A 21408-nucleotide genomic window follows, 5' to 3' on the forward strand; every position below is an offset into this window, starting at 1 on the left:
CCCACGGTAGGCTCCTCCCCGTACGCGGTGCAGGCCGAGCCAGCAATTTTCGAAACCAGCTTTTTCCCGGCTACCCGCGTGGAACAGAACGGAGTGGTGTTTGAACTGCAGCGGCAGCTGCTGGGCAACCTGCCCATCGGTTCCGGGCGCATCATTGCGGCCTCGCCAGTAGGGCTTTCGCCAGCTACGGCGGCCTTTACTACTGCGTTTCCGCGGGGTCGGTTTCCGGTAGAGCTGGCCGTAGCTCATTTCAACGGTGATGAACGCGTAGCCTTCGCACGAATTCTCTTTTCGGCGCAGCCCGTCGTGACGTGGCAGCTAGCCCTGCTCCCCGGCCAGAAAACCCTGCCGGTGTACGGGGAGGAGTTTTATGGCTACCCCGTTGATGGAGGATGCGCTTTTTTTCCTGGACGCGGCCAGTCTGGCTCCGTTGCACCGATTACTGGTTGACAAGGCCGGCGCGGATAGCCTGCTGGTTGCGGGTTTCCGCCTCACTACCGCTGCCCCTGAAAATGGCCTGCTCTATGCCTGCCAGGGCGATACTATTGCCGCCTTTACCACTGGTTTCGGCGACGGCTCCTACGCCACCTACGTGGGGTTAGACGCGCACAACCAGCCATGCCGGCTGCTGACTGATTTCCAGGTAGTTGCCTGGCACTAACGCGTTACCTATCTTACGGGCTATGAAGAAGATACCCTACGCTATCCTTATTATCTTCGGCCTGCTGCTGCCCGCCCGCGCCGGGGCCTGGGGTTTTTTCGCCCACCGGCTGATTAACCGCCTGGCCGTGTTCACGCTGCCGCCCGAAATGGTGGGCTTCTACAAGGCCAACATCGATTACCTGACCACCAACGCTACCCGGCCCGACTCGCGGCGCACGGTGGTGCCCGGCGAAGCGCCCCGCCACTTCCTCGACCTGGACGTGTACGGCGACTCGGCCGCCTACAAGCTGCCCCGTTCCTACCCCGACGCGGTAGCCCTGCTGGGCGAAGACTCGCTGCTGCGCCACGGCATTGTGCCCTGGCAGGTGGCGCGCATGAAGGGCCAGCTCACGGCCGCCTTCCAGGCCCACGAAACCGACCGGATTCTGCATCTTTCGGCCGATCTGGGCCACTACATTGCCGATGCCTGCGTGCCCCTGCACACCACCCACAACTACAACGGCCAGCTCACGGACCAACGGGGCATCCATGGTTTCTGGGAAAGCCGCCTGCCCGAGCTGCTGAGCAGCGGCTACGACTTCTTCACCGGCCCCGCGCCCTACCTGGAGCGCCCCACCGACGTTATCTGGGCCACCGTGGCCCGCTCCAATGCCGCCGTCGATTCGGTGCTGACCTTTGAGCGGGAGCTGAGCCGTAAGTTCCCGGCGGACCGCAAGTACGGCTTCGAGCAGCGCGGCGCGGCCACCGTGCGCACCTACTCCCGCGACTTCGCCCGCGAGTACCACCAGCGCCTGAATGGGCAGGTGGAGCGCCAGCTGCGGCTGGCCGTGCGGCTGGTAGGCGCGTTCTGGTACACGGCCTGGATCGATGCCGGTCAGCCTGACCTCAGCACCCTGCCCCGCACGCCCTCCGAGAAGGAGCAGCAGCGCCTCGCCCTGGAAGCCAAGCAGCTGGAAGCCGCCCCCGTGAAAGTGGTGCCGGGCCATGAGGAGTGAATGGGCGAATAAATCAATGGGTGAACTCGCTTACTGAGTTGCCGCCCCCCCCATGGCACGGCCCGGGGACTTGCGGTTGAGCCATGGGGGGGGGCAGGGGCAGGCGGGCGCGGCAAATCCCCCGGCGCGCCGCCCGGGCTTTCTGCCGACAAAACCGCCATATTTGGCCAGTCCCGGACCCGGACCCGGCCGGGCCGGGCAACCTGGCGGGGGGCGTTGCGTAGGAAACGCCCCCCGCTCCCGGGACCTTGCTGATCTTTTTGTTGCTGACCTGTATGCGGAAATTTTATTGCCTGCTTGCCCTGCTGTGCCTGGGCCTGCCGAGTGTCCACGCCCAAAAAGTAGGCTTGGTTTTAAGCGGCGGCGGCGCCAAAGGCCTGGCCCACGTAGGCGTGCTGCGGGTGCTGGAAAACAACCAGATTCCCATCGACTACATTGTGGGCACCAGCATGGGGGCCATTGTGGGGGCCATGTACGCGGCGGGCTACTCGCCCGACCAGATCGAGGAAATTGTGCTCAAGCCCGAGTTTCAGACCTGGGTTTCGGGCGACCCCCTGGAGGGCAAGGTCTACAACTACTACGACTCCGACCCCMCCCCCGCCGCCCTGCACCTGCGCCTGGCCGTCGACTCCACCTTCAAGACCCGCGTGACGCCCCGGCTGGTCAACGACGTGACGCTCAACTACGTGCTGGCCACCATGCTGGCCCCGGGCGGGGCCATTGCCGAGTACAACTTCGATAAGCTGCTGGTACCCTACCGGGCCGTGGCCTCGGAGGTATTCACCCGCGAGAAAGTAATCCAGCGCAGCGGCTCGCTCTCCGATGCCGTGCGCAACTCCATGGCCTTCCCGCTGGCCTTCCGGCCCATCCGCCAGCCCGACGGGCGCTACCTCTTCGACGGGGCCGTGGTAGACAACTTCCCCACCGGCGTGATGCGGGACGAATTCCGGCCCGACGTGATTATCGGGGTGAACGTGGGCGACGTGGCCTTCAATAAATACCCCAAGGAGCGGGACGACGCGCTGCTGACCAGCACCTTGCTGTTTCTGGGCTCGAACGTGGCCGACACCACCTCGGTGGGCCGCAACGGCATCTTTATCCAGCCCAGCCTGGGCGACATCACGGCGGCCGATTTCAACAAGGCCAAGCAGTTGGTGGAGCTGGGCACCCAGGCCACGCTGGAAAAGCTCGACCTGTTGCGCCAGCGCATTCCGCGCCGCCAGGACACGCTGGCCTTGCAGGCCCGCCGCCTGGCCTTTCAGCAGCGCGCCCCCCGGCCCGAGTTCACCCAGATTACCGTGCAGGGCCTGCCCCCGCAGCAGCAGGAATTCGTGCGGCGCTTTTTCCAACGATCGGGCGACAAGTACACCCCCGGCGACGTGGAGGAGGGTTACTACCGGCTCGTCAACAACGACTTTTTCAACAACGTGTACCCGCGCATCCGCTACGACAAGGCCCAGAAAGGCTACGTGCTGGGCGTGGATGCCCGCCAGAACAGCAACCTCACCACCGATCTGGGTGTGATGCTCTCTACCCGCTCGATGAGCAACATTTTCCTGGGTGTAGGCTACCGCTACCTCAACCGCTACCTCTACACCGTGAAGGCTGATGCCACCATCGGGCGCTTTTACAACGGGGCGCGGGCCTCGTTCCGCATCAGCGTACCGGGCAATATTCCGCTCTATTTTGAACCGGTGCTGACGTTCAACAACTTCAACTACCAGGATACCGGCGGCCTGCTCGGCTCCACGGCCCAGAACACCCAGATTCAGCAGCGCGACGTTAAAACCTATCTTCAGGTGGGCGTCAGCCCCAACTACCGCAGCCGCTACATTCTAAGTGGCGGCCTGTTCACGAACCGCGACCGGTTTGCCAATACCGATGCCATCAACAGCAACGCCACGCTCGACCAGAGCCGGCTTCAGGGCCTGACGGTTTCGGCCAACTTCGAGCGCAACTCCCTCAACCGCCGCCAGTACGCCGTGAGTGGCCGCCGGGTAGAGTTTGGCCTACGGGGCGTGACGGCCCGGGAGAAGTACGACCCCGGCACAACGGCCGGCGACCTGCCCGGCCGCACCAAAAACCACAAATGGGTGAAGCTGGGCGTCTACAACGAGCAGTATTTCACCTTCAACAGGAGCGACTCGGTGGGCACGCGGGTGCACGCCTGGGGCTATCTGATGGAGGCCGAGCTGAGCACCCAGGGGCCGTTTGCCACCTACCGCTCCTCGCTCACCTCGTCATCGGTGTTCCTGCCGCTGCCCGACTCGCGCACCCTGTTTCTGGACCGCTACCGGGGAACGGCCTTCGCGGCAGTGGGCCTGCGGTACGTGAAAGCCGTGTTGGGGACCATCGAATGGCGCACTGAGGTGTACGCGCACACCCTGCTGCGGGGCTGGGACCGACAGGATTTCAACCCGCTGCTGCCCAGGCGCGGCTCCACCGTCAGCCGCCCCTACCTCACGGCCATGACCGGCCTGATGTCCCAGACGCCCGTCGGCCCGGCTGCCCTCCAGTTCGTTCACTACGACGACCCCGACCACCAGTTCGGCGTCTTCGCCCACATCGGCTTCGTCCTCTTCCGCGACCGGTCGTTGGACTAAAACGCGAATCGGTGACTGCTTGCCGCGGAAGCTGTTGAGCACCCCCACATTGCGCGGGACTGGGGCGCGGCTTTTGCGCCTATCCCGCGCAAACCGCGCCGCGCTTACACGCTGGTGGGGTGCACCACGCGCAGAACGGCCGCAGGAGCCAGGGCGCGCGGCAATGCTCGGGAGGGGGCAGGCCCTAGTCCCCGGCCCTGCTCTTCACGCATCCGGGTAGTGCGGCGGCTCTTCGCCGGGCGAGTGGGGTGAGGAAGGGGTGGGGGAGCAGCCGGCCAGAATGGCGCACGTCAGGTCTTCGCCGTGGTGGAAATGGCGGAATGCTACCGTAGCCAGCCACATAGCGGCCGGTGGGGCCAGCCAGTAGACCCACAGGCCGGAGTAGCTGCCCGCGGCCACAGCCGTGCCCAGGGAGCGGGCCGGGTTCAGGCTCATGCCCGAAAGTGGGGTTTCCAGCAGGATGTACAGGGCCAGCAGCAGCCCCAGCAGCCAGCCGGCCCAGGTTTTCAGCCGGGCCGAATGCAGGGCCAGCAGCAGCACCCACATCATGACGAACGAAATGACGAACTCGGCCCCCAGCGCCACCGGCCAGCCCCCGAGGGCGGGGTCGGGCTGGGTAACGGTATAGCGAACGGCCGGATGCCCATACCACTGCCGCCCCAGCGTGCCCCGCAACAGTCCGGCCCCGGCCAGCGCCCCGGCCAACTGGGCCAGCACGTACCATACGGCATCGGGGGTGCGCAACTTGCCCAGCTGCCAGAACGCCAGCGTAACGGCCGGGTTGATGTGGGCTCCCGAGCGTTTGCCCCAGGGACTGTACACGATGGCCGCTACGACCAGCAGCATGCCTGCCCCCAGCCATGCCCGCCGCAGCAGGTGGCTGGCCGGTACCACGGCCGCCAGCGGCGAGGCCGGGTGTTCCATCAGCACCGTCAGCAGCCCGGCACAGACCACGAAAAAGCCCAGGCCCGCCGCTTCAGCCACGTAGTGCGGCCAGTGCCGTTGCCAGGCACGGGCCAGTTGGCCCGCAAAAGTAGGGAGAGCAGTCAACGACATCGGGCAGGCACTTACACGGTGGCCGCCTGGCAGCGCCCGGCAAAGGCGCGCAGCAGGTCGGCCACCTCCGTCGGGGCTTCGTAGGGTAGCAGGTGGCCCGCCCCGTTAATGATTTCCAGGGGCGTGCCCGCAGGTAATAGCGGCAGCGTTTCGAGGCCATGCACCGAAGGCGACATCACGGGGTCCTGATCGCCGGCCAGGATGGTGCAGGGTACCCGTACGGCGCTCATGCGGGCACTCAGATTTTCGCGGCTGCCGTGCAGCAGCCAGGCCTCCCAGGCCGCGCGGGTGGTGCGCAGGTTATCGGCCACAATTTGCTGGTGCAGGCGGGCAGGCAGCGTCCGGGCCGTGATGTCGCGGGCCGTTTTCGCGGCTTCCCCCGGCTGGCCCCAGGCCTGCACGCTGGCTTGGCGGTCGTGGTCGGTCATGGGCTCGGGGGTAGGGGGCGAAGGGCTGAGCAGCGCCACGCCCAACAGGCCGGCCGGCTGCCGGGCGGCCAGGGCCAGGGCAATTTTGCCGCCCATACTATGGCCTACCACCACGTAGCGGCGCAGCTTTTCCTGCTCAATGAAGGCCGCCACTGCATCGGCGTAGGCGTCCACAGTCAGGCCCCCGGCCGGAAGCGGGGCGGAGCCGAAGCCCCCCAGATCGGGGGCCAGCAAGCGGTAACCGGGGGCCAGCAGGGCGGCTACCTGGTCGAACTCGTGGCCGGCTCCGGCCCAGTAGTGCAGGGCCAGGAAAGTGAGCGGGATTTCGGGCATACGCACTGTACGATAAACGGCTGCTGCTGGCCGTAGGCCCCCCTTCTGGTGTCCGTGGCTTTGCCTTAGCCAGAGAGGGAGGGTGAGAAAGTTATCCGGCCGGTAGGGACCCCTACCGGCGGCCAAAGCCACTGACGGCCCGCTCTCAACCCGCGGCTTTGCGCTGAAGCAGAAACTTATCGGCCGTACGCAGGCTGAGGGCCATAATGGTGAGGGCCGGATTCACGCTCAGGGCACTCGGGAACACCGAGTTGTCGCAAATGTAGAGGTTGGGCACGTCGAAGGCCTTGCCGTCGGGGTCCACTACCGCGTCGTCGCCGCTGCGGCCCATGCGGGCCGTACCGATGACGTGGGCATAGCGCTCGAAGGCCCAGATATCGGTGGCCCCGGCTTCGGCCCAGATCTGGCGCATGAGCTTCTCGGCGTGGCGGTTCATGCGCTGCTCGTTTTCCTGGGCCGTAAAGTGGAGGCGGGGTTTGGGCAGCCCGCGGGCATCTTTCTCTTCGCTGAGCTCCATGAAGTTGCTGGCGTGGGGCATACAGTCGCCCAGGATATTGATGCCGGCAATGTGGTTGTAGTTGCGCATGTAGTCGCGCAACGGCTGCCCCCAGAGCTTGCGCTGGCGCACCATCTGGGTGGCGAAGGTGACGGGCATCACGCCAATGCTCTGCAACAGGTAACCGCCCGCGAAGTCGGCGTCTTTGGGCCGGTGGGTATCCTCGGAAATCAGGCCGCCCGGAATACCCTTGTAGGGCCGGATATCCTCCGGAAAAGTCCCCCAGACCTGCATGCCGGGGTGGGCCATGAAGTGCTTGCCTACCTGCCCGCTGCTCAGGGCCAGCTCGTTGAGCATCAGCAAACGGGGCGTTTCCACGGCCCCGGCGCATAAAAACAGGTTACGACAGCGCTGGCGCACAGTGCGGCCGTGCTGCTCGTACACCACGCCCGTAATGCGGCCCGAAGCATCACGCTCAATCTCCGTCACGTACGCATCGGCCCTGATTTCGGCCCCGTAGCTTTCGGCCAGGGGCAGAAACGTGACGTCCATGCTGGCCTTGGCTCCGCGGTTGCAGCCGGCCTGGCAGAAGCCCCGGTTGGTGCAGGCCTCGCGCCAGCCAATCCCCTCCTGGTAGTAGCGCGCCGAGAGGGCCGCATTGGCCGCCGGCGAGGTACGGATGCCCAGCTTCCCACAGGCCCGCTCCATCAGCTGGGCCGCCCCGTTCAGGGGTAGCGGGGCCAGCGGGTAGCCCTTGCGCCGGGTGGGGTCCCAGGGGTAGGGCGTGGGGCCGGAGATGCCCAGAAAGTGCTCTATCTCCTCGTAATACAGGGCCAGCTCGTCAATCTGAAAGGGCCAGTCGACGCCCTGGCCGAAGTCGGTGTGCAGGGTCAGGTCGCCGCGGTGGGCGCGGGGGGTGTAGGCAGTGTAGTGGAGCGTGGAGCCGCCCACGCCGGTGCCGGAGTTGTTCTTGCCGAAGGCCACCGGATTCTGGCCCGCCGAGAGGCGCTCATCGTTCCAGAACAGGAAGTTCTGGGCCTTTTCGTCGGTGGCGTAATCGTGCTTGGGGTCGCGGCGGGGGCCGGCTTCCAGGGCCACCACGCGCAGGCCGGCCTGGGCCAGGCGGGCCAGCAGGGGCGCGCCGCCCGCACCGGTGCCAATCACCACGCAGTCTACCTCGTCGGTGGGGTCGGGCAGGGGGGCGGGCTGTTCCAGCGGGTTGCGGCTGGGGTCGGCCTGAAGGTCGTTTTCTTCGAGTATCTCCCGCAGCAGCGGGTCCTGTATTTCGGGTTGCAGCGGGGTCAGCGTGCCTTCTTCCAGCGTTTCTTCGTCGGGCATGAGCGGGGAATGAGTGACTCGGTGAATGAGTGGATGGGCAAAAGGGCAGCTTGGTGAGTAAGTAAGTCGGTGAAAATGAACATCAATCACTCATTCACCGACTCACTCATTCACCCATTCGCCTCTGGTTCGCGAGGTTCGAGTTCGTTGAGGCCGATGTGGGTCCAGCCGGGCACGTCGGCCATGCCCACGTAGCCGATTTCTTCCTGGGCCAAGGGGTGGGCGTAGTAGCTTTCCGTCAGCTCGGCCAGCATTTCCTCGAAAAACTTGTCCTGAGGTACTTCCTGCCAGTTCTGGCCGGGCGCTTCCGCGGCCGCCAGCTGCCCGATCACCACGTCCTGCTGCCCGGCGCTCAACGCCACGAAGGGCTGCTGAAAACCGGCCTGCGCGGCCTGGTTGATGCCGCCCAGCCCGAGGCGGTAGGCCTCGCGGTCGGGGGGCATGGCATCGTAGCGCCAGCCGTCGGCAAGGCCTGCCAGCAGCCGCTTATCCACATTCGGGGCCAGCTCGATGGGGATTTCGCGGTCGGGCTGCGGCAATACGCGGGCGGCCACGGCCCGCAGCAGCTGGTAGGTGTCGGCGTCGAAGAACTGCGGCTCGTAATTGGGCTGAGGAGCCAGCCGGGCCTCCAGCGCGGCCCGGGTGGCGGGCGTCACGAGGTCGGTTTCCAGCAGCGCCCTAACGGTGCCTTCGGGATAATGGGGCATGAGGTGAGTGGTGAAATGGTGAAATGGTGAGTTGACGTTCCGGTGGCCCGATTGCGCGAATGGCGCGGACCGCCGGAACGTCAACTCACCAGAAAGAGCAGTATAGCACAAACAGGAAAGGGGGGCGCTAGGGTTTTGCAGAAAGGGGCTGAAGATGGCCGCTGACTCCAAGAAAACGACTGGCGCAGTCTGCGCACCCAAGCCCCCAACACGTCAACTCACTATCTCCCCTTACCCGTCGGTGCTGAGCTTGCCGCCGGTTACCTGGAGCAGCGAGCCGGTCATGAACGAGCCGTCCTGGGAGGCCAGCAGCACGTAGGCGGGGGCCAGCTCCTCGGGTTGGCCGGGGCGGGCCAGGGCTACCTCGTGGCCGAACTTCGCAATTTCGTCCTTGGGCATGGTGCCGGGGATGTTGGGCGTCCAGACCGGGCCGGGCACCACGCAGTTCACCCGGATGCCCCGCTCGCCCAGGTTCAGAGCCAGGCTTTTGGTGAAGGCATGGATGGCGGCCTTGCTGCTGGCGTAATCAATGAGCAGCGGAATGCCCGTCATGCCCACGATGCTGCCGGTGTTGATGATGCAGTCGTGCTTTTGCAGGTGGGGCACGGCGGCCTGGGCCATCCAGATGTAGCCGAGAATGTTGGTGTCGAAGGTGCGGCGAATCTGCTCCTCCGGGATGTCCTCGAACTTCTGCTGGGCCTGCTGATAGGCGGCGTTGTTGACCAGAATATTGAGGCCGCCCAACTCGGTGCGGGTGCGGGCCACGGCCTGGCGGCACTGCTCGGGCTCGCGCACATCGTACTTGAGCAGAATGCAGCGGCGGTTCTGGGCTTCCACGAGGCGCTTGGTTTCCTCGGCGTCCACGGTGTTTTCGTTGTAGAGCACGGCCACGTGGGCACCCTCCATGGCGAAGGCCACGGCCACGGCCCGCCCGATCCCCGAGTCGGCCCCGGTTACCAGGGCCACTTTATCCTGGAGCTTGCCGGCGGCGCGGTAGGTGCTGAAACTCATGCCCGGCTGCAACTCCATATCGGCCTGTTTGGCCGGGTAGGGCAGCTTCTGGGCGTACTCGGCCATGTCTTTGGCGGTAGGGTAATCGACCGGCTCGGGGGCGCGGCCGGCGGCCTGGGCAGCCTTCTGGGCAGCGGGCGTGGCGGCCGAACCAGCGGCGGGCGGCGGGGTCGGAGCGGATGCGGGAGTCTTTTGGGTAGCCATAGTGCAGAATGGGAAGGCGTAAGATCGTGTCACTCCTTACGCGAATCCTGCTTCGGCGTTGGCCCTACCGGGTCAGCCCTGCTCAGACGGTTGCCGTGCGGAAACGGAGCGTGTTCAACCCAGGTTGCGAAGCCCCGCACCCTACGCCGTACGGATAGACCACACCGCCACGTGGGGTAGTAGTACGGAGCAGCTGGTAGTGCATGTTGGGAAAACGATAGGCCAGACGAATGCAGGGCTGAAGCGCTTTTCAAGGGCCTGTTCGGCGCCCTATGGCGCGGAATAAAAGCCGGTATCGGCTTCATATTGCTGCATCTGCGCAACTGGCGGAGTGCTACGCCACGGCCGGCGCGGCGGCCATGCGGGCCGGGCTGAAAGGGGCAGGAGTGGGATTGCCGCTGGTGCTGGTGCTGCGGGGGGGGGTGCGTTGTTGCTCCGGCTCGTCGGGTCGGCCTTGCCGCGGCGGGGGTAGTGGTAGGCTATTTTTCAGAGAACAGAAAATATCCTACCCGAATGGTAGGGTATTTTTTTACGCCAAAATAATACCCTACCTAACCCGAGTTGTGGAGCACCGACATCAGGTTTAGAAGGCAGCGCCCTTCCGGCCAGGCAAATGAGCCCTGGTCCACAATTGTTCAGCGGGGTTTTTGTGCCACCAGCTTCACCAGCCGCACCTGCTCCTTCGTGAAATCGGCCGTGCCGACGGGTTCTTCGTAGCGCACGATTTTCAGCCCCGCCGCCCCGTAGAGCCGGGGCAGCTCATTGGTTTTGAAGAACACCCGGTAGTCGCCACCCACCACCTGGAGGCGCTGGGTGGCATCCAGGTGAAAGGCTTCGAGCACCACAAGCCCACCCGGTTTAAGCGCCCGCATCACCCGGTCGGCGTAGTCGCGGCCACCGGCGTAACTGAGCACGATCAGGTCCCATTTGTTGGTTCCCCAGTCGTAAGTTGCCATATCGTGCACTTGCGTGGTGAGCGGCACCCCCAGGGTATGGGCCCGTTTTTGGGCGTAAGCCAGGGCCTGCTCGGCAATATCCACCCCCGTTACCTGCCAGCCCTGCTGGGCCAGATAAATAGCATTGCGGCCTTCCCCCATGTCGGCGTCGAGGGCCGCGCCGGGCCGCCGACCGCGCACCGTTTCTACCAGCAGGGCGTTGGGGTGCTCGTTCAGCACCCGGGTCCGGGCCACCGAGTCGGTGAGGATAAAATTCCAGCGTTGACGCGTACGCTCGGCCATCAGGCGGGTGTAGCTGGCCTTTTGGGCGGGCGTGGCGGTGGGCGACAGCACCGGGTCGGGGCCGAGGCCGGGAATGAGCGGCAGCGCCCGCTTACCCGCCGCAGGTTGCTGGCCCCGCACGGGCGGCACCAGCAGCAGCGTAGCAGCTGCCAGCAAAACTGCGGCAACTGTAAAAAGAGGGGACTTTTGCATGGCAGATGAACAGGCAAGAAGTGAGCAATACGCGCGGTGCGCCACCCTGAATCCAACGGCCCCCGAGCCGGGCCGAAGCAAGATCCGGGAAGCATAGGGCAGTTGTGTACCCGAATTCCGAACCGCCTATGAAATTACCTATTTTACCAAAAAATATACCTGTTCCTGCCTATTCAGAGCAGACCGCCAGCGGGTTGCTGGTACGGCCTTTGGTTGCCGCAAGCCCACCCCAGCAACCCGCTGGGCGGGTGAGAGCCCGCCATTGGCTTTGCCCAAAACCTGATTTTGTCCCGCCCTGCCCCAACGGTTGGTGGCGGATGCCCGATTGCCGATTGCAATTGCCAGCATTCCGGTTGTACCTTCGCCTCGTTACTTATCCAGAAAGACCGAGGGATTGGGCCCGACGACGTCTTAGCAACCTGCCACAAACAAGGTGCTAACTCCCTTTTCAAGCCGCTGGTCGGTCTGGAAGAAGATAAGTGCGGAACCGGCCTCGTGCCTGGCTCTTTCTGGATAGGCGTTTTTACCGCCGATTTTTCCGAAGAGCCGTTATGCCGACCACTTCCGTCACCTCTACTGTTGCTACTTCTCCCCTGCCCGCCATTCTGCGCCAGCGCGTGCTGGTGCTCGACGGGGCCATGGGCACCATGATTCAGCGCCACCCGCTCACCGAGGAGGACTTCCGCGGGGCGCGCTTCGCCGGCCACCCCAAACCCCTGCGCGGCAACAACGACCTGCTCAGCCTCACCCGCCCCGACCTCATCCAGGGCATCCACGCCGAGTACTTCGCCGCCGGGGCCGATATGGTGGAAACCAACACGTTCAGCGGCACCACCATCGCCCAGGCCGATTACGGGCTCGAGCACGTGGTGTACGAGCTCAACTACGAGTCGGCGCGGCTGGCCCGGGCGGCGGCCGACGAGTATTCGGCCCGCACGCCCGGTAAGCCGCGCTTCGTGGCCGGCGCCATCGGCCCCACCAACCGCACCGCCTCCCTCTCGCCCGACGTAAACCGCCCCGGCTTCCGGGCCGTGACCTTCGATGAGCTGGCCGCCGCCTACCACGAGCAGGTGCGCGGCCTGATAGACGGCGGCGTGGATGCGCTGCTGATTGAAACCATCTTCGACACGCTCAACGCTAAAGCCGCGCTGTACGCCGTGCAGCAGTTCTTCGATGAGGGCGGTCGGGTGGTGCCACTCATGATTTCGGGCACCATCACCGACGCCTCGGGCCGCACCCTCTCGGGCCAGACGGTGGAGGCCTTCTGGAACTCCATCCGCCACCTGCCGCTATTAAGCGTGGGCCTCAACTGCGCCCTGGGCGCCGACCAGCTCAAAACCTACGTGCAGGAACTCAGCCGCCTGGCCGACGTCCACATCTCGGCCTACCCCAACGCCGGCCTGCCCAACGCCTTTGGCGGCTACGATGAGTCGGCCCGCGAGTTTGCGGCCGTGGTGGAAGGCTACCTCAAGGAGGGTTTAGTGACGATTGTGGGCGGCTGCTGCGGCACCACGCCCGAGCACATTGCGGCACTGAGCGAGTTGGCGCTCCGCTACGCTCCGCGCCAACTCGCTCAGTTAAAAATTAAAAGTGAAAAATTAAAAATTGCTGCTGGAGAACAGCCGGTTGGGGGACCTGACGGTGAAATTTTTAATTCTTCATTTTTAACTTTTAATTCAAACGGGACGCGCCTGGCCGGCCTCGAACCGTTCAATATCACGCCCGACAGCCTGTTCGTGAACGTGGGCGAGCGGTGCAACGTGACCGGCAGCCGGGCCTTCGCCCGCCTCGTGCGCACCGGCGACTACGACGCGGCCCTGGCCGTGGCCCGCGAGCAGGTGGAGGGCGGCGCCCAGGTGCTCGACATCAACATGGACGAGGGCATGCTCGATTCGGAGCTGGCCATGACCACGTTTCTGCACCTGATTGCCTCGGAGCCCGATATTTCGCGGGTGCCCGTCATGCTGGACTCCTCGAAGTGGAGCGTGCTGGAGGCCGGCCTCAAGTGCGTGCAGGGCAAGAGTATCGTCAACTCGGTTTCCCTGAAAGAAGGCCCGGAGGTGTTCCTGCAACGCGCCCGCACCGTGCGCCAGTACGGGGCCGCCATGGTGGTGATGGCCTTTGATGAGGACGGCCAGGCCGACACGTTGGCGCGGCGCATTGCCATCTGCCAGCGCAGCTACGACCTGCTGATGAGCATCAGTTTCCCCGCCGAGGACATCATCTTCGACCCCAACATTCTCATCGTGGGCACCGGCCTGGAGGAGCACGTGAACTACGGCGTGGACTTTATCGAGGCCGTGCGCTGGATAAAAACCCACCTGCCCGGCGCGCTCACCAGCGGCGGCGTCAGCAACATCAGCTTCTCGTTTAGGGGCAACGACGTGGTGCGCGAGGCCATGCACGCGGCCTTCCTCTACCACGCCATCCGGGCCGGGCTCGATATGGGCATCGTGAATCCCAACCAGCTGGCCGTGTACGATGAGGTACCGCCAGCGCTGCTGGAGCTGGTGGAAGACGTGCTGCTCAACCGCCGCCCCGACGCCACCGAGCGGCTGCTGGAGTTTGCCGAAACGGTAAAGGGCCAGAAAGCTAATAGCCAACAGCTAGTAGCTAACAGCTCAAAAGAATGGCGCAATCTGCCGGTGAAGGAGCGGTTGCAGCACGCGCTGGTCAAGGGCATTACCGATTTTATTGACGAGGACACCGAAGCCGCCCGGCAGGAGTTCAGCCGGCCGCTGGAGGTGATTGAGGGGCCGCTGATGGCCGGCATGAGCGTGGTGGGTGACCTGTTCGGGGCCGGCAAAATGTTCCTGCCCCAGGTGGTGAAATCGGCGCGGGTGATGAAGAAGGCCGTGGCCTACCTGGAGCCCTACCTGCTGGCTGACAAGCAGCGTGGCGAGCGGCAGACGGCCGGTAAAATCCTGCTGGCCACCGTGAAAGGCGACGTGCACGACATCGGCAAGAACATCGTGGGCGTGGTGCTGGCCTGCAACAACTTCGACATCGTGGACCTGGGCGTGATGGTGCCCCTGGAACGGATTCTGGACGAAGCCCGGAAGCAGGGCGCGGATATGATTGGCCTGAGCGGGCTGATTACGCCCAGCCTGGACGAGATGGTGTACGTGGCCCAGGAGATGGAAAAGCGCGGCCTGAAAACGCCCCTGCTCATCGGCGGCGCCACCACCTCGCGGCTGCACGCGGCCGTGAAAATTGCGCCCCAGTACGCCGGCCCCATCGTGCACGTCAACGACGCCTCGCGCTCGGTGGGCGTGGCCGCCAGCCTGCTCGGCTCGGCCCGGGAAACCTACGCCCGCACCATCCACGACGAGTACCGCCAGCTCCGAAACGACTACGCCGGCCGCCAGCGCGAAAAGGCTTACCTCACGATTGAGGCGGCTCGCGAGAACGGATTCAAAGCCGATTGGGTAACCGTACCCATCACCAAGCCCAGCTTTTTGGGCACTAAAACCCTCGACAACTACGACCTGGCCGAGCTGGCCGAATACATCGACTGGACGCCCTTTTTCCAGACCTGGGAGCTGAAGGGCCGCTACCCGCGCCTGCTGGATGACCCTACCGTGGGCGAAGCCGCCACCCAGCTTTTCCAGGATGCGCAGAAGATGCTGCGCCGCATCATCGACGAAAAGTGGCTCACGGCCCGCGCCGTGCTGGGTTTCTGGCCCGCCAACACCGTCGGCCACGATACGGTGCAGGTGTACCAGGACGAAACCCGCCAGCAAGTGCAAACCGAGTTCTTCACTTTGCGCCAGCAGAGCGAAAAGGCCGCCGGCGTGCCCAACCTGGCCTTCTCCGACTTTCTGGCGCCCCGCGAAACCAGCCGCGCCGACTACATCGGCGGCTTCGCCGTAACGGCCGGCCTCGGCATTGAGCAGCACCTGGCGCGGTTTGCCCAGGAGCACGACGACTACTCCAGCATTATGCTCAAAGCCCTGGCCGACCGCCTGGCCGAGGCATTTGCCGAGCGCCTGCACCAGCGGGTGCGGGAAGAGTTGTGGGGCTACGACGCAGCCGAAAACCTCTCCAACGACGACCTCATTCAGGAGAAATACCGGGGCGTGCGCCCGGCCCCCGGCTACCCCGGCTGCCCCGACCACACTGAGAAAATCACGCTTTTCCAGCTCCTCGACGCCGAAAACGCCACCGGCATCCGCCTCACCGAAAACCTAGCCATGTACCCCGCCTCCTCCGTCAGCGGCCTCTACTACGCCCACCCCGACTCGCGCTACTTCGGCCTCGGCCGCATCGGCCCCGACCAGGTAGCCGATATGGCCGAGCGCAAGCAAATGCCCCTGCCGGAACTGGAACGCTGGCTGATGCCGAATTTGAACTACCTGTAATGAGCTGCAAGCCGCAAGCTGCAAGCCACAAGCTAAATGCCTGTGCAGCTTGTGGCTTGCAGCTTGCGGCTTACAGCTCAATAAAATGAAAGTAACCGACCACCTGACCCGTGCCGAGGGCAAAACGCTGTTTTCCTTTGAGGTGCTGCCGCCTAAAAAGGGCGAGAATATCGAGAGCCTGTTCTGCAATATCGAGCCGCTGCTGGAGTTTAAGCCGCCGTTTATCGACGTGACCTACCACCGCGAGGAGTACGTGTACCGCCAGCACCCCAACGGGCTGCTGGAGAAGAAAACCGTGCGCCGCCGGCCCGGTACGGTGGGCATCTGCGCGGCCATCAAAAACCGCTTCGACGTGGACACCGTGCCCCACCTGATTTGCGGGGGCTTCACGAAGGAGGAGACCGAAAACGCCCTCATCGACCTGCACTTTCTGGGCATCGACAACGTGCTGGCTTTGCGCGGCGACCCCATCAAGAGCGAGGGCCGCTTCGTACCCGAACCCGACGGCCACAGCTACGCCTGCGACCTGATCGGGCAGGTTGCCGACCTCAATAAAGGCGAGTACCTCGACCAGGAACAGGACGATATATCGGCCACCGACTTCTGCATCGGGACGGCCGGCTACCCCGAAAAGCACTTCGAGGCCCCCAACTACGGGGCCGATCTGCGCTACCTCAAACACAAAGTCGACCGTGGGGCCGAGTACATCGTGACCCAGATGTTCTTTGATAACGAGCAGTTTTTCGCCTTCGAGCGGCGCTGCCGCGAAGCCGGCATCACGGTGCCCATCATCCCCGGCCTCAAGCCGCTGACCACCAAAAGCCAGCTTACGATGCTGCCCAGCGCCTTTTACCTCAACCTGCCCGAGGAGCTGGCCGACGCCGTGCACCTGGCCCCCGACAACGCCGCCGCCCGCCAGATTGGCCTGGAATGGTGCATCAGCCAAAGCCGCGAGCTGATGGCCCACGGCGTGCCCTGCCTACATTATTACAGCATGGGCAAGTCGGAAACCATCCGCCAGGTAGCGGCGGCGCTGTTTTGAGGGAAGCAGGATGACCGTCGTACTTTTGCCCGTCCTCCCACCTCACCACCCCACCTGCTCATGCTCGACGACCTGTTTGCGCGGCTGCGCGACGCCACGGCCCCGGCCGAAATGGAGGCTTTGCAGGACGGCATCTGGCAGATCTGGCTGTCGGCGGGCCATCCGCTGCTCGACAAACGCCTCGAAACCGGCATCCGCGCCCTTTCGGCCGACGACTATGGCCTGGCTATTCGGGAGTTTACGTTTCTCATCGAAACCGCTCCGGACTATGCCGAGGGCTGGAACAAGCGTGCCACCGCCTACTACCTGCGCGGCGAGTACAAAGCGGCCCTGCGCGACGTGCGCGAAACCCTGCGCCGGGAGCCCCGGCACTTCGGAGCCCTTTCGGGTCAGGCCACCATACTCCGGATGCTGGGCGACGCGCGCGGTGCCCTGCGCCCCCTCTTGCGCCTGGAGCAGCTCTGCCCTGCCTGGCCTGGTTTACAGCTTCAGCTCCGGAGCCTGCGCAATGGCCTGGGGGAAGACCTTGGCTAGCGCAACAGCCAACCCAATATTCTCATCCCGGGGGTTTTGCGGGCTGAGGAGATAGTTGTAAATTTCCCGGACCGCGTACTCGTCCCGACAAAGCTCTGCCGGTTGGTTACGGCTCTTTCACGCCAACTAAGGCAGGATATTTGATGGTCCCAACCTCCGTAAAAATCAGCGCTGCGTTGCATTAAAGCGGGTTTTATTTTGGCTATCGGGCACCCACGCCCGCAATTCCCTGGTCCTTGCTCTCTGTTGCTGCCTACTGCCCACCTTGCTCATGAAAAAAATTTTATTTCTCTGTTTACTGATATGCTCCTTCTCTGCCCGGGGCCAGAAGCTGCGTAAAACCGACGCGGGCAGCGGCCTGATTGACAAAGGCGACAAAACGGGCCTCTGGGAGTATTACGCCTACACCCGCGACGGGAGTCAGGTTATCACGCAGAAGTACGACCATACTGCCAAAAAACTGGTCTTTTTCCGGCCGTTTGATGAGGTGCCGTACCCGGTGAAGAACGCCAGCGGGGAATGGACGCGTCAGCAGGTTACCCACCCCATCTTCTTTATCGGGGGCGATGCGGCGCTGGCCCCCTACATGAGTAAGCTGAACTATCCAGCCGCAGCTCAGAGCAAAAACGTGCAGGGCCGGGTGCTGGTCTCTATTGTGGTAGATACGCTGGGCCATGCCATCGACCAGCAGGTAGTGGTGGGTATTGGGGCGGGCTGCGACGAGGAGGCCCTGCGGGTGGCACGCACCATTCCCGACGAATGGATTCCGGCCCACATCGGCAGCCAGGCCGTGGTGTCCAGGCTCGAAATCCCTTTTACGTTTCGCCTTCAGGCACGCTAGGCGGGTATCGGGCCGCTTTCCACCGGCAATTCCTACCTTTCCGTCATGAAAATACCTGTTCTGTTTGCCTGGCTAGGGGCCGCCAGCTTGTGCACTGCTTGCGACTCGACGCCCCGCGAGCGGCAGGCCGTAGTGGATCAGGAGGCCCGTAAGCTCGATACCCTGGCCGATAAAGCAGCCGCCAAGCTGCGCATCGCCGGTCGCCGGGCCGCCCGCTTCGACTCCGCCTCCCGTGCCCGCAGCCGCCAGCCCCTCGACCCCGCCGCCGAAATGGCGCTCACCAGCGAGCTGCTGGGCACCTACACCGCCGTTGAGCAGCTCACGCCCGCCACCATTGAGCCCGCCTTCGTGCAGTTTATGCAGCAGGTGCGCGCCCGCCGCAAAGCCTGGACCCAGCGCGACTGGGATTATGCCACCGCCATCAGCCGCCGGCTGAACGCGCAGTTCCGCGCCATCCGCCTCGACATCCGGGGCCGCGACGAGCTGCACATCCGGGCCTTGCAAACCGAGTTCACGGCCCTCGAAACCAGCCGCGACGTGAAGGATCTGGGCCAGGCCGTAAAGCAGCAGCCTTAGCTTTCGTTTGTGCCCTGTCGGCCGCTCAGCTTTAGCCCCGCCCCCGGCGGGGCTTTGGCGTAGTGGGCACTGGGGCGGCCGCCATAGCAGGCCGGAATAAGGTGCGCAAGCAGGGCTGGTGTTCCGCTTCCGGCCACGATTCTTCCTGGCGGGGCAGCCCGCGCATTTTTCTTTTGGTGAGGTGGCGGGGGAGGAGCAGGCACTACTGTAGGCACAGCAATCCGTGAGAGCCGATTTCCTTTCCCGGGCAGGCAATACGGGAACCCGGGCGGCGGATGGGCTATAGTTTTTTAGCAAAAAATAGTTAGTCCAATCCGCCTATCCCAGCCGGAAGGCCTTTACCTTAAGTGGCGTCAGCGCATAGTTCCGGGGAAATTTCCCTCAGTCGACCACCGCGGCATTCGTCCTCTTCCTCCTCCCAAACCACCTCCCTCTTATGGCACAAGCCTCCTTACTGGACCGCAGCCGCACCGTGGCCGGTCCCGGCTACAACCGCTGGCTGATACCGCCCGCTGCCCTGGCCATTCACCTGGCTATCGGGCAGGCGTACGCGTTCAGCGTATTCAAAAAACCCCTCGGGGCCCTCCTTAGCGGCACCCCCGACGCACCCGCGCCGGCCGACTGGACCCCGGCCCAGCTGGGCGTTACCTTCTCCATCGCCATTGTGCTGCTGGGCCTTTCGGCGGCTATTTTTGGCAAGTGGCTGGAGCGCGTAGGGCCGCGCAAGGCCATGATGGCTTCGGCCCTGTGCTTTAGCGGCGGCTTTTTCATTGCGGCCCTGGGCGTGCATCTGCACAACCTCTGGATCGTGTATTTCGGCTACGGCTTCGTGGGGGGCATCGGGTTGGGCATCGGCTATATTTCGCCGGTGAGCACGCTCATCAAGTGGTTTCCCGACCGGCGCGGCGTGGCCACCGGCATGGCCATTATGGGCTTTGGCGGCGGGGCCATGATTGCCTCGCCCATGTCGGTAGCCCTCATGGACCACTTCAAGGCCAGCGGCACCGGCTCGTTGGGCGTGGCGGCCACCTTCCTCGCCCTGGGCGTAATCTACCTGCTGTTCATGCAGTTCGGCGTCTGGACCATCCGGGTACCGGCCGACGACTGGGTACCGGCCGGCTACGTGCCCAACCCTCAGCACAGCGCCCTGATTACCAGCGGCAACGTTTCGGCCGATAACGCCCTCAAAACGCCGCAATTCTGGCTGCTGTGGGTGGTGCTGCTCACCAACGTAACGGCGGGCATCGGGGTACTCGAAACGGCTTCGCCTCTGATTCAGGACACCTTTTCGGACAAGTATATGGGGGCCGGCAAGGGCGTAACGGCGGCGGCAGCGGCCGGCTTCGTGGGCCTGCTGAGTCTGTTCAACCTGCTGGGCCGCTTCTTCTGGTCGTCGGCGTCCGATAAGCTGGGCCGCAAAACGACGTACGCCATCTACTTCGGCTTGGGCATCGTGCTCTACGCCCTCATCCCCACGCTGGGTAACGGCCTGCAACTGGCGCTGTACGTGGCAGTGGCCTGCGTGATTATCAGCATGTACGGCGGGGGCTTCGCCACCATTCCGGCCTATCTGTCCGACCTGTTCGGCAAATACCAGGTGGGCGCCATCCACGGTCGCCTGCTCACGGCCTGGAGTACGGCCGGAGTCCTGGGGCCGCTCATCGTCAACTTCCTGCACGAGAGCCGCAAAGCCGAAGGCTTTACCGGCGCGGCGGCTTACCAGACGGTGTTTTACACCATGGCCGGCCTGCTGGTGGTGGGCCTGCTGGCCAACTTCGCCGTGACGGCCGTAAATGAGCGCTACAACGAGAAAGGCCCGGTGAAAGCCGAAGCCGGCGGCCATTAAGCTACACTAGTTGGTAGGTATCGGTTGTCAGTCAGTGACAGTAAAAAGTGCCTCTGACTGACAACCGATACCTACCAACGCATACCTTCTCCCTCAACTTCTCCGTTATGAATCAGCCTCCTGCTTCTTCCGCTGCGGCCCCCGAAAACAGTTCGGGCGGGGCCCTGTTTCTGGCCTGGGCCTTCGTGGGCATTCCGCTGCTCTGGGGTGTATCGCAAACCTTCGTTAAAGCCCTGACCCTGTTTCAGTAAGCGACCAGCCAACCAATAATGCGTACCTTCCACGGCACCCCAGCGGGTGCCGTGGTTGTGTAGTAGCCTTCCGATTCCGTTTTTTTGCGTCATGGCGCCGAATGTACCTGAGGCTTCGGCCATCGTCCTGCTCGATTCGTTTACCGATTCCATTGCGGCTCATCTGGCCCGCAACCAGGTAGAAGCGGCTGGCCTGCCCTGCTTCCTGAGCAACGAGAACCGGCCCTACGGCCCGGTAATGGGCAGCGTGGGCCTCTACGTGCGTGTTCAGGACGTAGCCGCCGCCCGGCAGGCCCTGCATCCCCAGCAAACCCGCATGCACGCCGTGGCCGAGGAAACCGACGCCCCGTCCGAAGCCGCCTCCCACCGCTGCCCCCGCTGCCACCACCACGATGTGGTGTGCCGCCACCAGCCCGCGCCCACCGACAACCTGTTCGTCAAGCTCCGCTTCTGGCTCACCGCCCCCGACAAGCCCCAGTGCCACTGCTTCCACTGCGGCCACGATTTTGAGGGAGAGTGACGGACTTTCTAAACAACACTACTACTACTCTACCCTACTATTTTAGTGGGTTGTCCACGAGCAAGATAGCGACTAAATACATCCAGTAGGTTCAGAATTTTGCGTGCCAGCGGCTGGTCAGGGGCCGTATGTGGCCGGGTGAGTTGGCGCAACAGATTCAGGCCGTGCCGACT

Annotated in this window: 18 protein-coding genes and 1 riboswitch; of the genes, 12 read left to right on the forward strand and 6 right to left on the reverse strand. The window is 64.1% G+C overall.

What is annotated here, in order from left to right; genetic code table 11:
- Nucleotides 1–96: 96 nt before the first annotated feature.
- The 4 genes from D0T11_RS23570 to D0T11_RS17510 all read left to right on the forward strand — a co-directional run bounded on the left by D0T11_RS23570 (nucleotide 97) and on the right by D0T11_RS17510 (nucleotide 4261).
- A complete protein-coding gene (locus D0T11_RS23570) occupies nucleotides 97–450 on the forward strand; it encodes a DUF4241 domain-containing protein (RefSeq protein ID WP_394365765.1) in 354 nt (117 codons plus the stop codon).
- Nucleotides 371–661, forward strand: a complete 291-nt coding sequence (locus D0T11_RS17500; RefSeq protein WP_119657100.1) for a DUF4241 domain-containing protein — start codon at nucleotides 371–373, stop codon at nucleotides 659–661. Before D0T11_RS23570 ends, D0T11_RS17500 begins: the two co-directional genes overlap by 80 nt.
- 22 nt (nucleotides 662–683) lie before the next feature.
- Nucleotides 684–1658 carry a zinc dependent phospholipase C family protein gene (locus tag D0T11_RS17505; RefSeq protein ID WP_119657101.1) on the forward strand — a complete coding sequence of 325 codons (975 nt, stop codon included), beginning with the start codon at nucleotides 684–686 and terminating at the stop codon, nucleotides 1656–1658.
- Nucleotides 1659–1933: 275 nt separating this feature from the next.
- On the forward strand, nucleotides 1934–4261 hold the full coding sequence (locus tag D0T11_RS17510; RefSeq protein WP_119657102.1) for a patatin-like phospholipase family protein: 2328 nt from the start codon (nucleotides 1934–1936) through the stop codon (nucleotides 4259–4261).
- A 204-nt stretch (nucleotides 4262–4465) separates the two neighbouring features.
- Here D0T11_RS17510 and D0T11_RS17515 read toward each other — a convergent pair whose 3' ends face one another.
- The 6 genes from D0T11_RS17515 to D0T11_RS17540 form a co-directional block, all read right to left on the reverse strand.
- The gene (locus D0T11_RS17515) at nucleotides 4466–5317 is read right to left on the reverse strand and encodes an aquaporin (RefSeq protein ID WP_119657103.1); all 852 of its coding nucleotides are present in this window, start codon (nucleotides 5315–5317) and stop codon (nucleotides 4466–4468) included.
- Between the two features lie 11 nt (nucleotides 5318–5328).
- Complete coding sequence (locus D0T11_RS17520) at nucleotides 5329–6078, reverse strand: alpha/beta fold hydrolase (protein ID WP_119657104.1); 750 nt, start codon at nucleotides 6076–6078, stop codon at nucleotides 5329–5331.
- Nucleotides 6079–6223: 145 nt separating this feature from the next.
- Nucleotides 6224–7912, reverse strand: coding sequence for a GMC family oxidoreductase (locus tag D0T11_RS17525; protein WP_119657105.1), 1689 nt, complete (start codon nucleotides 7910–7912; stop codon nucleotides 6224–6226).
- A 110-nt stretch (nucleotides 7913–8022) separates the two neighbouring features.
- The gene (locus tag D0T11_RS17530; protein ID WP_119657106.1) at nucleotides 8023–8619 is read right to left on the reverse strand and encodes a gluconate 2-dehydrogenase subunit 3 family protein; all 597 of its coding nucleotides are present in this window, start codon (nucleotides 8617–8619) and stop codon (nucleotides 8023–8025) included.
- A gap of 231 nt (nucleotides 8620–8850) precedes the next feature.
- Nucleotides 8851–9834 (reverse strand): SDR family oxidoreductase, encoded by a 984-nt coding sequence (locus D0T11_RS17535; protein WP_119657107.1) that lies wholly within the window; start codon nucleotides 9832–9834, stop codon nucleotides 8851–8853.
- 635 nt (nucleotides 9835–10469) lie between these two features.
- The gene (locus D0T11_RS17540) at nucleotides 10470–11264 is read right to left on the reverse strand and encodes a class I SAM-dependent methyltransferase (protein ID WP_119657108.1); all 795 of its coding nucleotides are present in this window, start codon (nucleotides 11262–11264) and stop codon (nucleotides 10470–10472) included.
- A gap of 370 nt (nucleotides 11265–11634) precedes the next feature.
- Nucleotides 11635–11746: riboswitch (SAM riboswitch) on the forward strand.
- Between the two features lie 69 nt (nucleotides 11747–11815).
- Between D0T11_RS17540 and metH the strand changes: the two genes are divergently transcribed.
- The 8 genes from metH (at nucleotide 11816) to D0T11_RS17575 (ending at nucleotide 21235) form a co-directional block, all read left to right on the forward strand.
- A complete protein-coding gene (gene metH, locus D0T11_RS17545; RefSeq protein ID WP_119657109.1) occupies nucleotides 11816–15625 on the forward strand; it encodes a methionine synthase in 3810 nt (1269 codons plus the stop codon).
- Between the two features lie 85 nt (nucleotides 15626–15710).
- Complete coding sequence (gene metF / locus D0T11_RS17550; protein ID WP_119657110.1) at nucleotides 15711–16667, forward strand: methylenetetrahydrofolate reductase [NAD(P)H]; 957 nt, start codon at nucleotides 15711–15713, stop codon at nucleotides 16665–16667.
- A gap of 60 nt (nucleotides 16668–16727) precedes the next feature.
- Nucleotides 16728–17201, forward strand: coding sequence for a tetratricopeptide repeat protein (locus D0T11_RS17555; protein WP_119657111.1), 474 nt, complete (start codon nucleotides 16728–16730; stop codon nucleotides 17199–17201).
- 271 nt (nucleotides 17202–17472) lie between these two features.
- Entirely contained in the window at nucleotides 17473–18042 is a 570-nt protein-coding gene (locus D0T11_RS17560; RefSeq protein WP_119657112.1) for an energy transducer TonB, read from the forward strand.
- A 45-nt stretch (nucleotides 18043–18087) separates the two neighbouring features.
- On the forward strand, nucleotides 18088–18618 hold the full coding sequence (locus D0T11_RS17565; RefSeq protein WP_119657113.1) for a hypothetical protein: 531 nt from the start codon (nucleotides 18088–18090) through the stop codon (nucleotides 18616–18618).
- Nucleotides 18619–19054: 436 nt separating this feature from the next.
- Entirely contained in the window at nucleotides 19055–20464 is a 1410-nt protein-coding gene (locus D0T11_RS17570) for an OFA family MFS transporter (RefSeq protein WP_119657114.1), read from the forward strand.
- A 107-nt stretch (nucleotides 20465–20571) separates the two neighbouring features.
- Nucleotides 20572–20715 carry an MFS transporter small subunit gene (locus D0T11_RS22640; RefSeq protein WP_182888474.1) on the forward strand — a complete coding sequence of 48 codons (144 nt, stop codon included), beginning with the start codon at nucleotides 20572–20574 and terminating at the stop codon, nucleotides 20713–20715.
- Nucleotides 20716–20806: 91 nt separating this feature from the next.
- A complete protein-coding gene (locus D0T11_RS17575) occupies nucleotides 20807–21235 on the forward strand; it encodes a putative signal transducing protein (protein ID WP_119657115.1) in 429 nt (142 codons plus the stop codon).
- Nucleotides 21236–21408 lie beyond the last annotated feature (173 nt).

This window comes from Hymenobacter rubripertinctus, assembly GCF_003583925.1.
In the GTDB taxonomy this organism is placed as follows: domain Bacteria; phylum Bacteroidota; class Bacteroidia; order Cytophagales; family Hymenobacteraceae; genus Hymenobacter; species Hymenobacter rubripertinctus.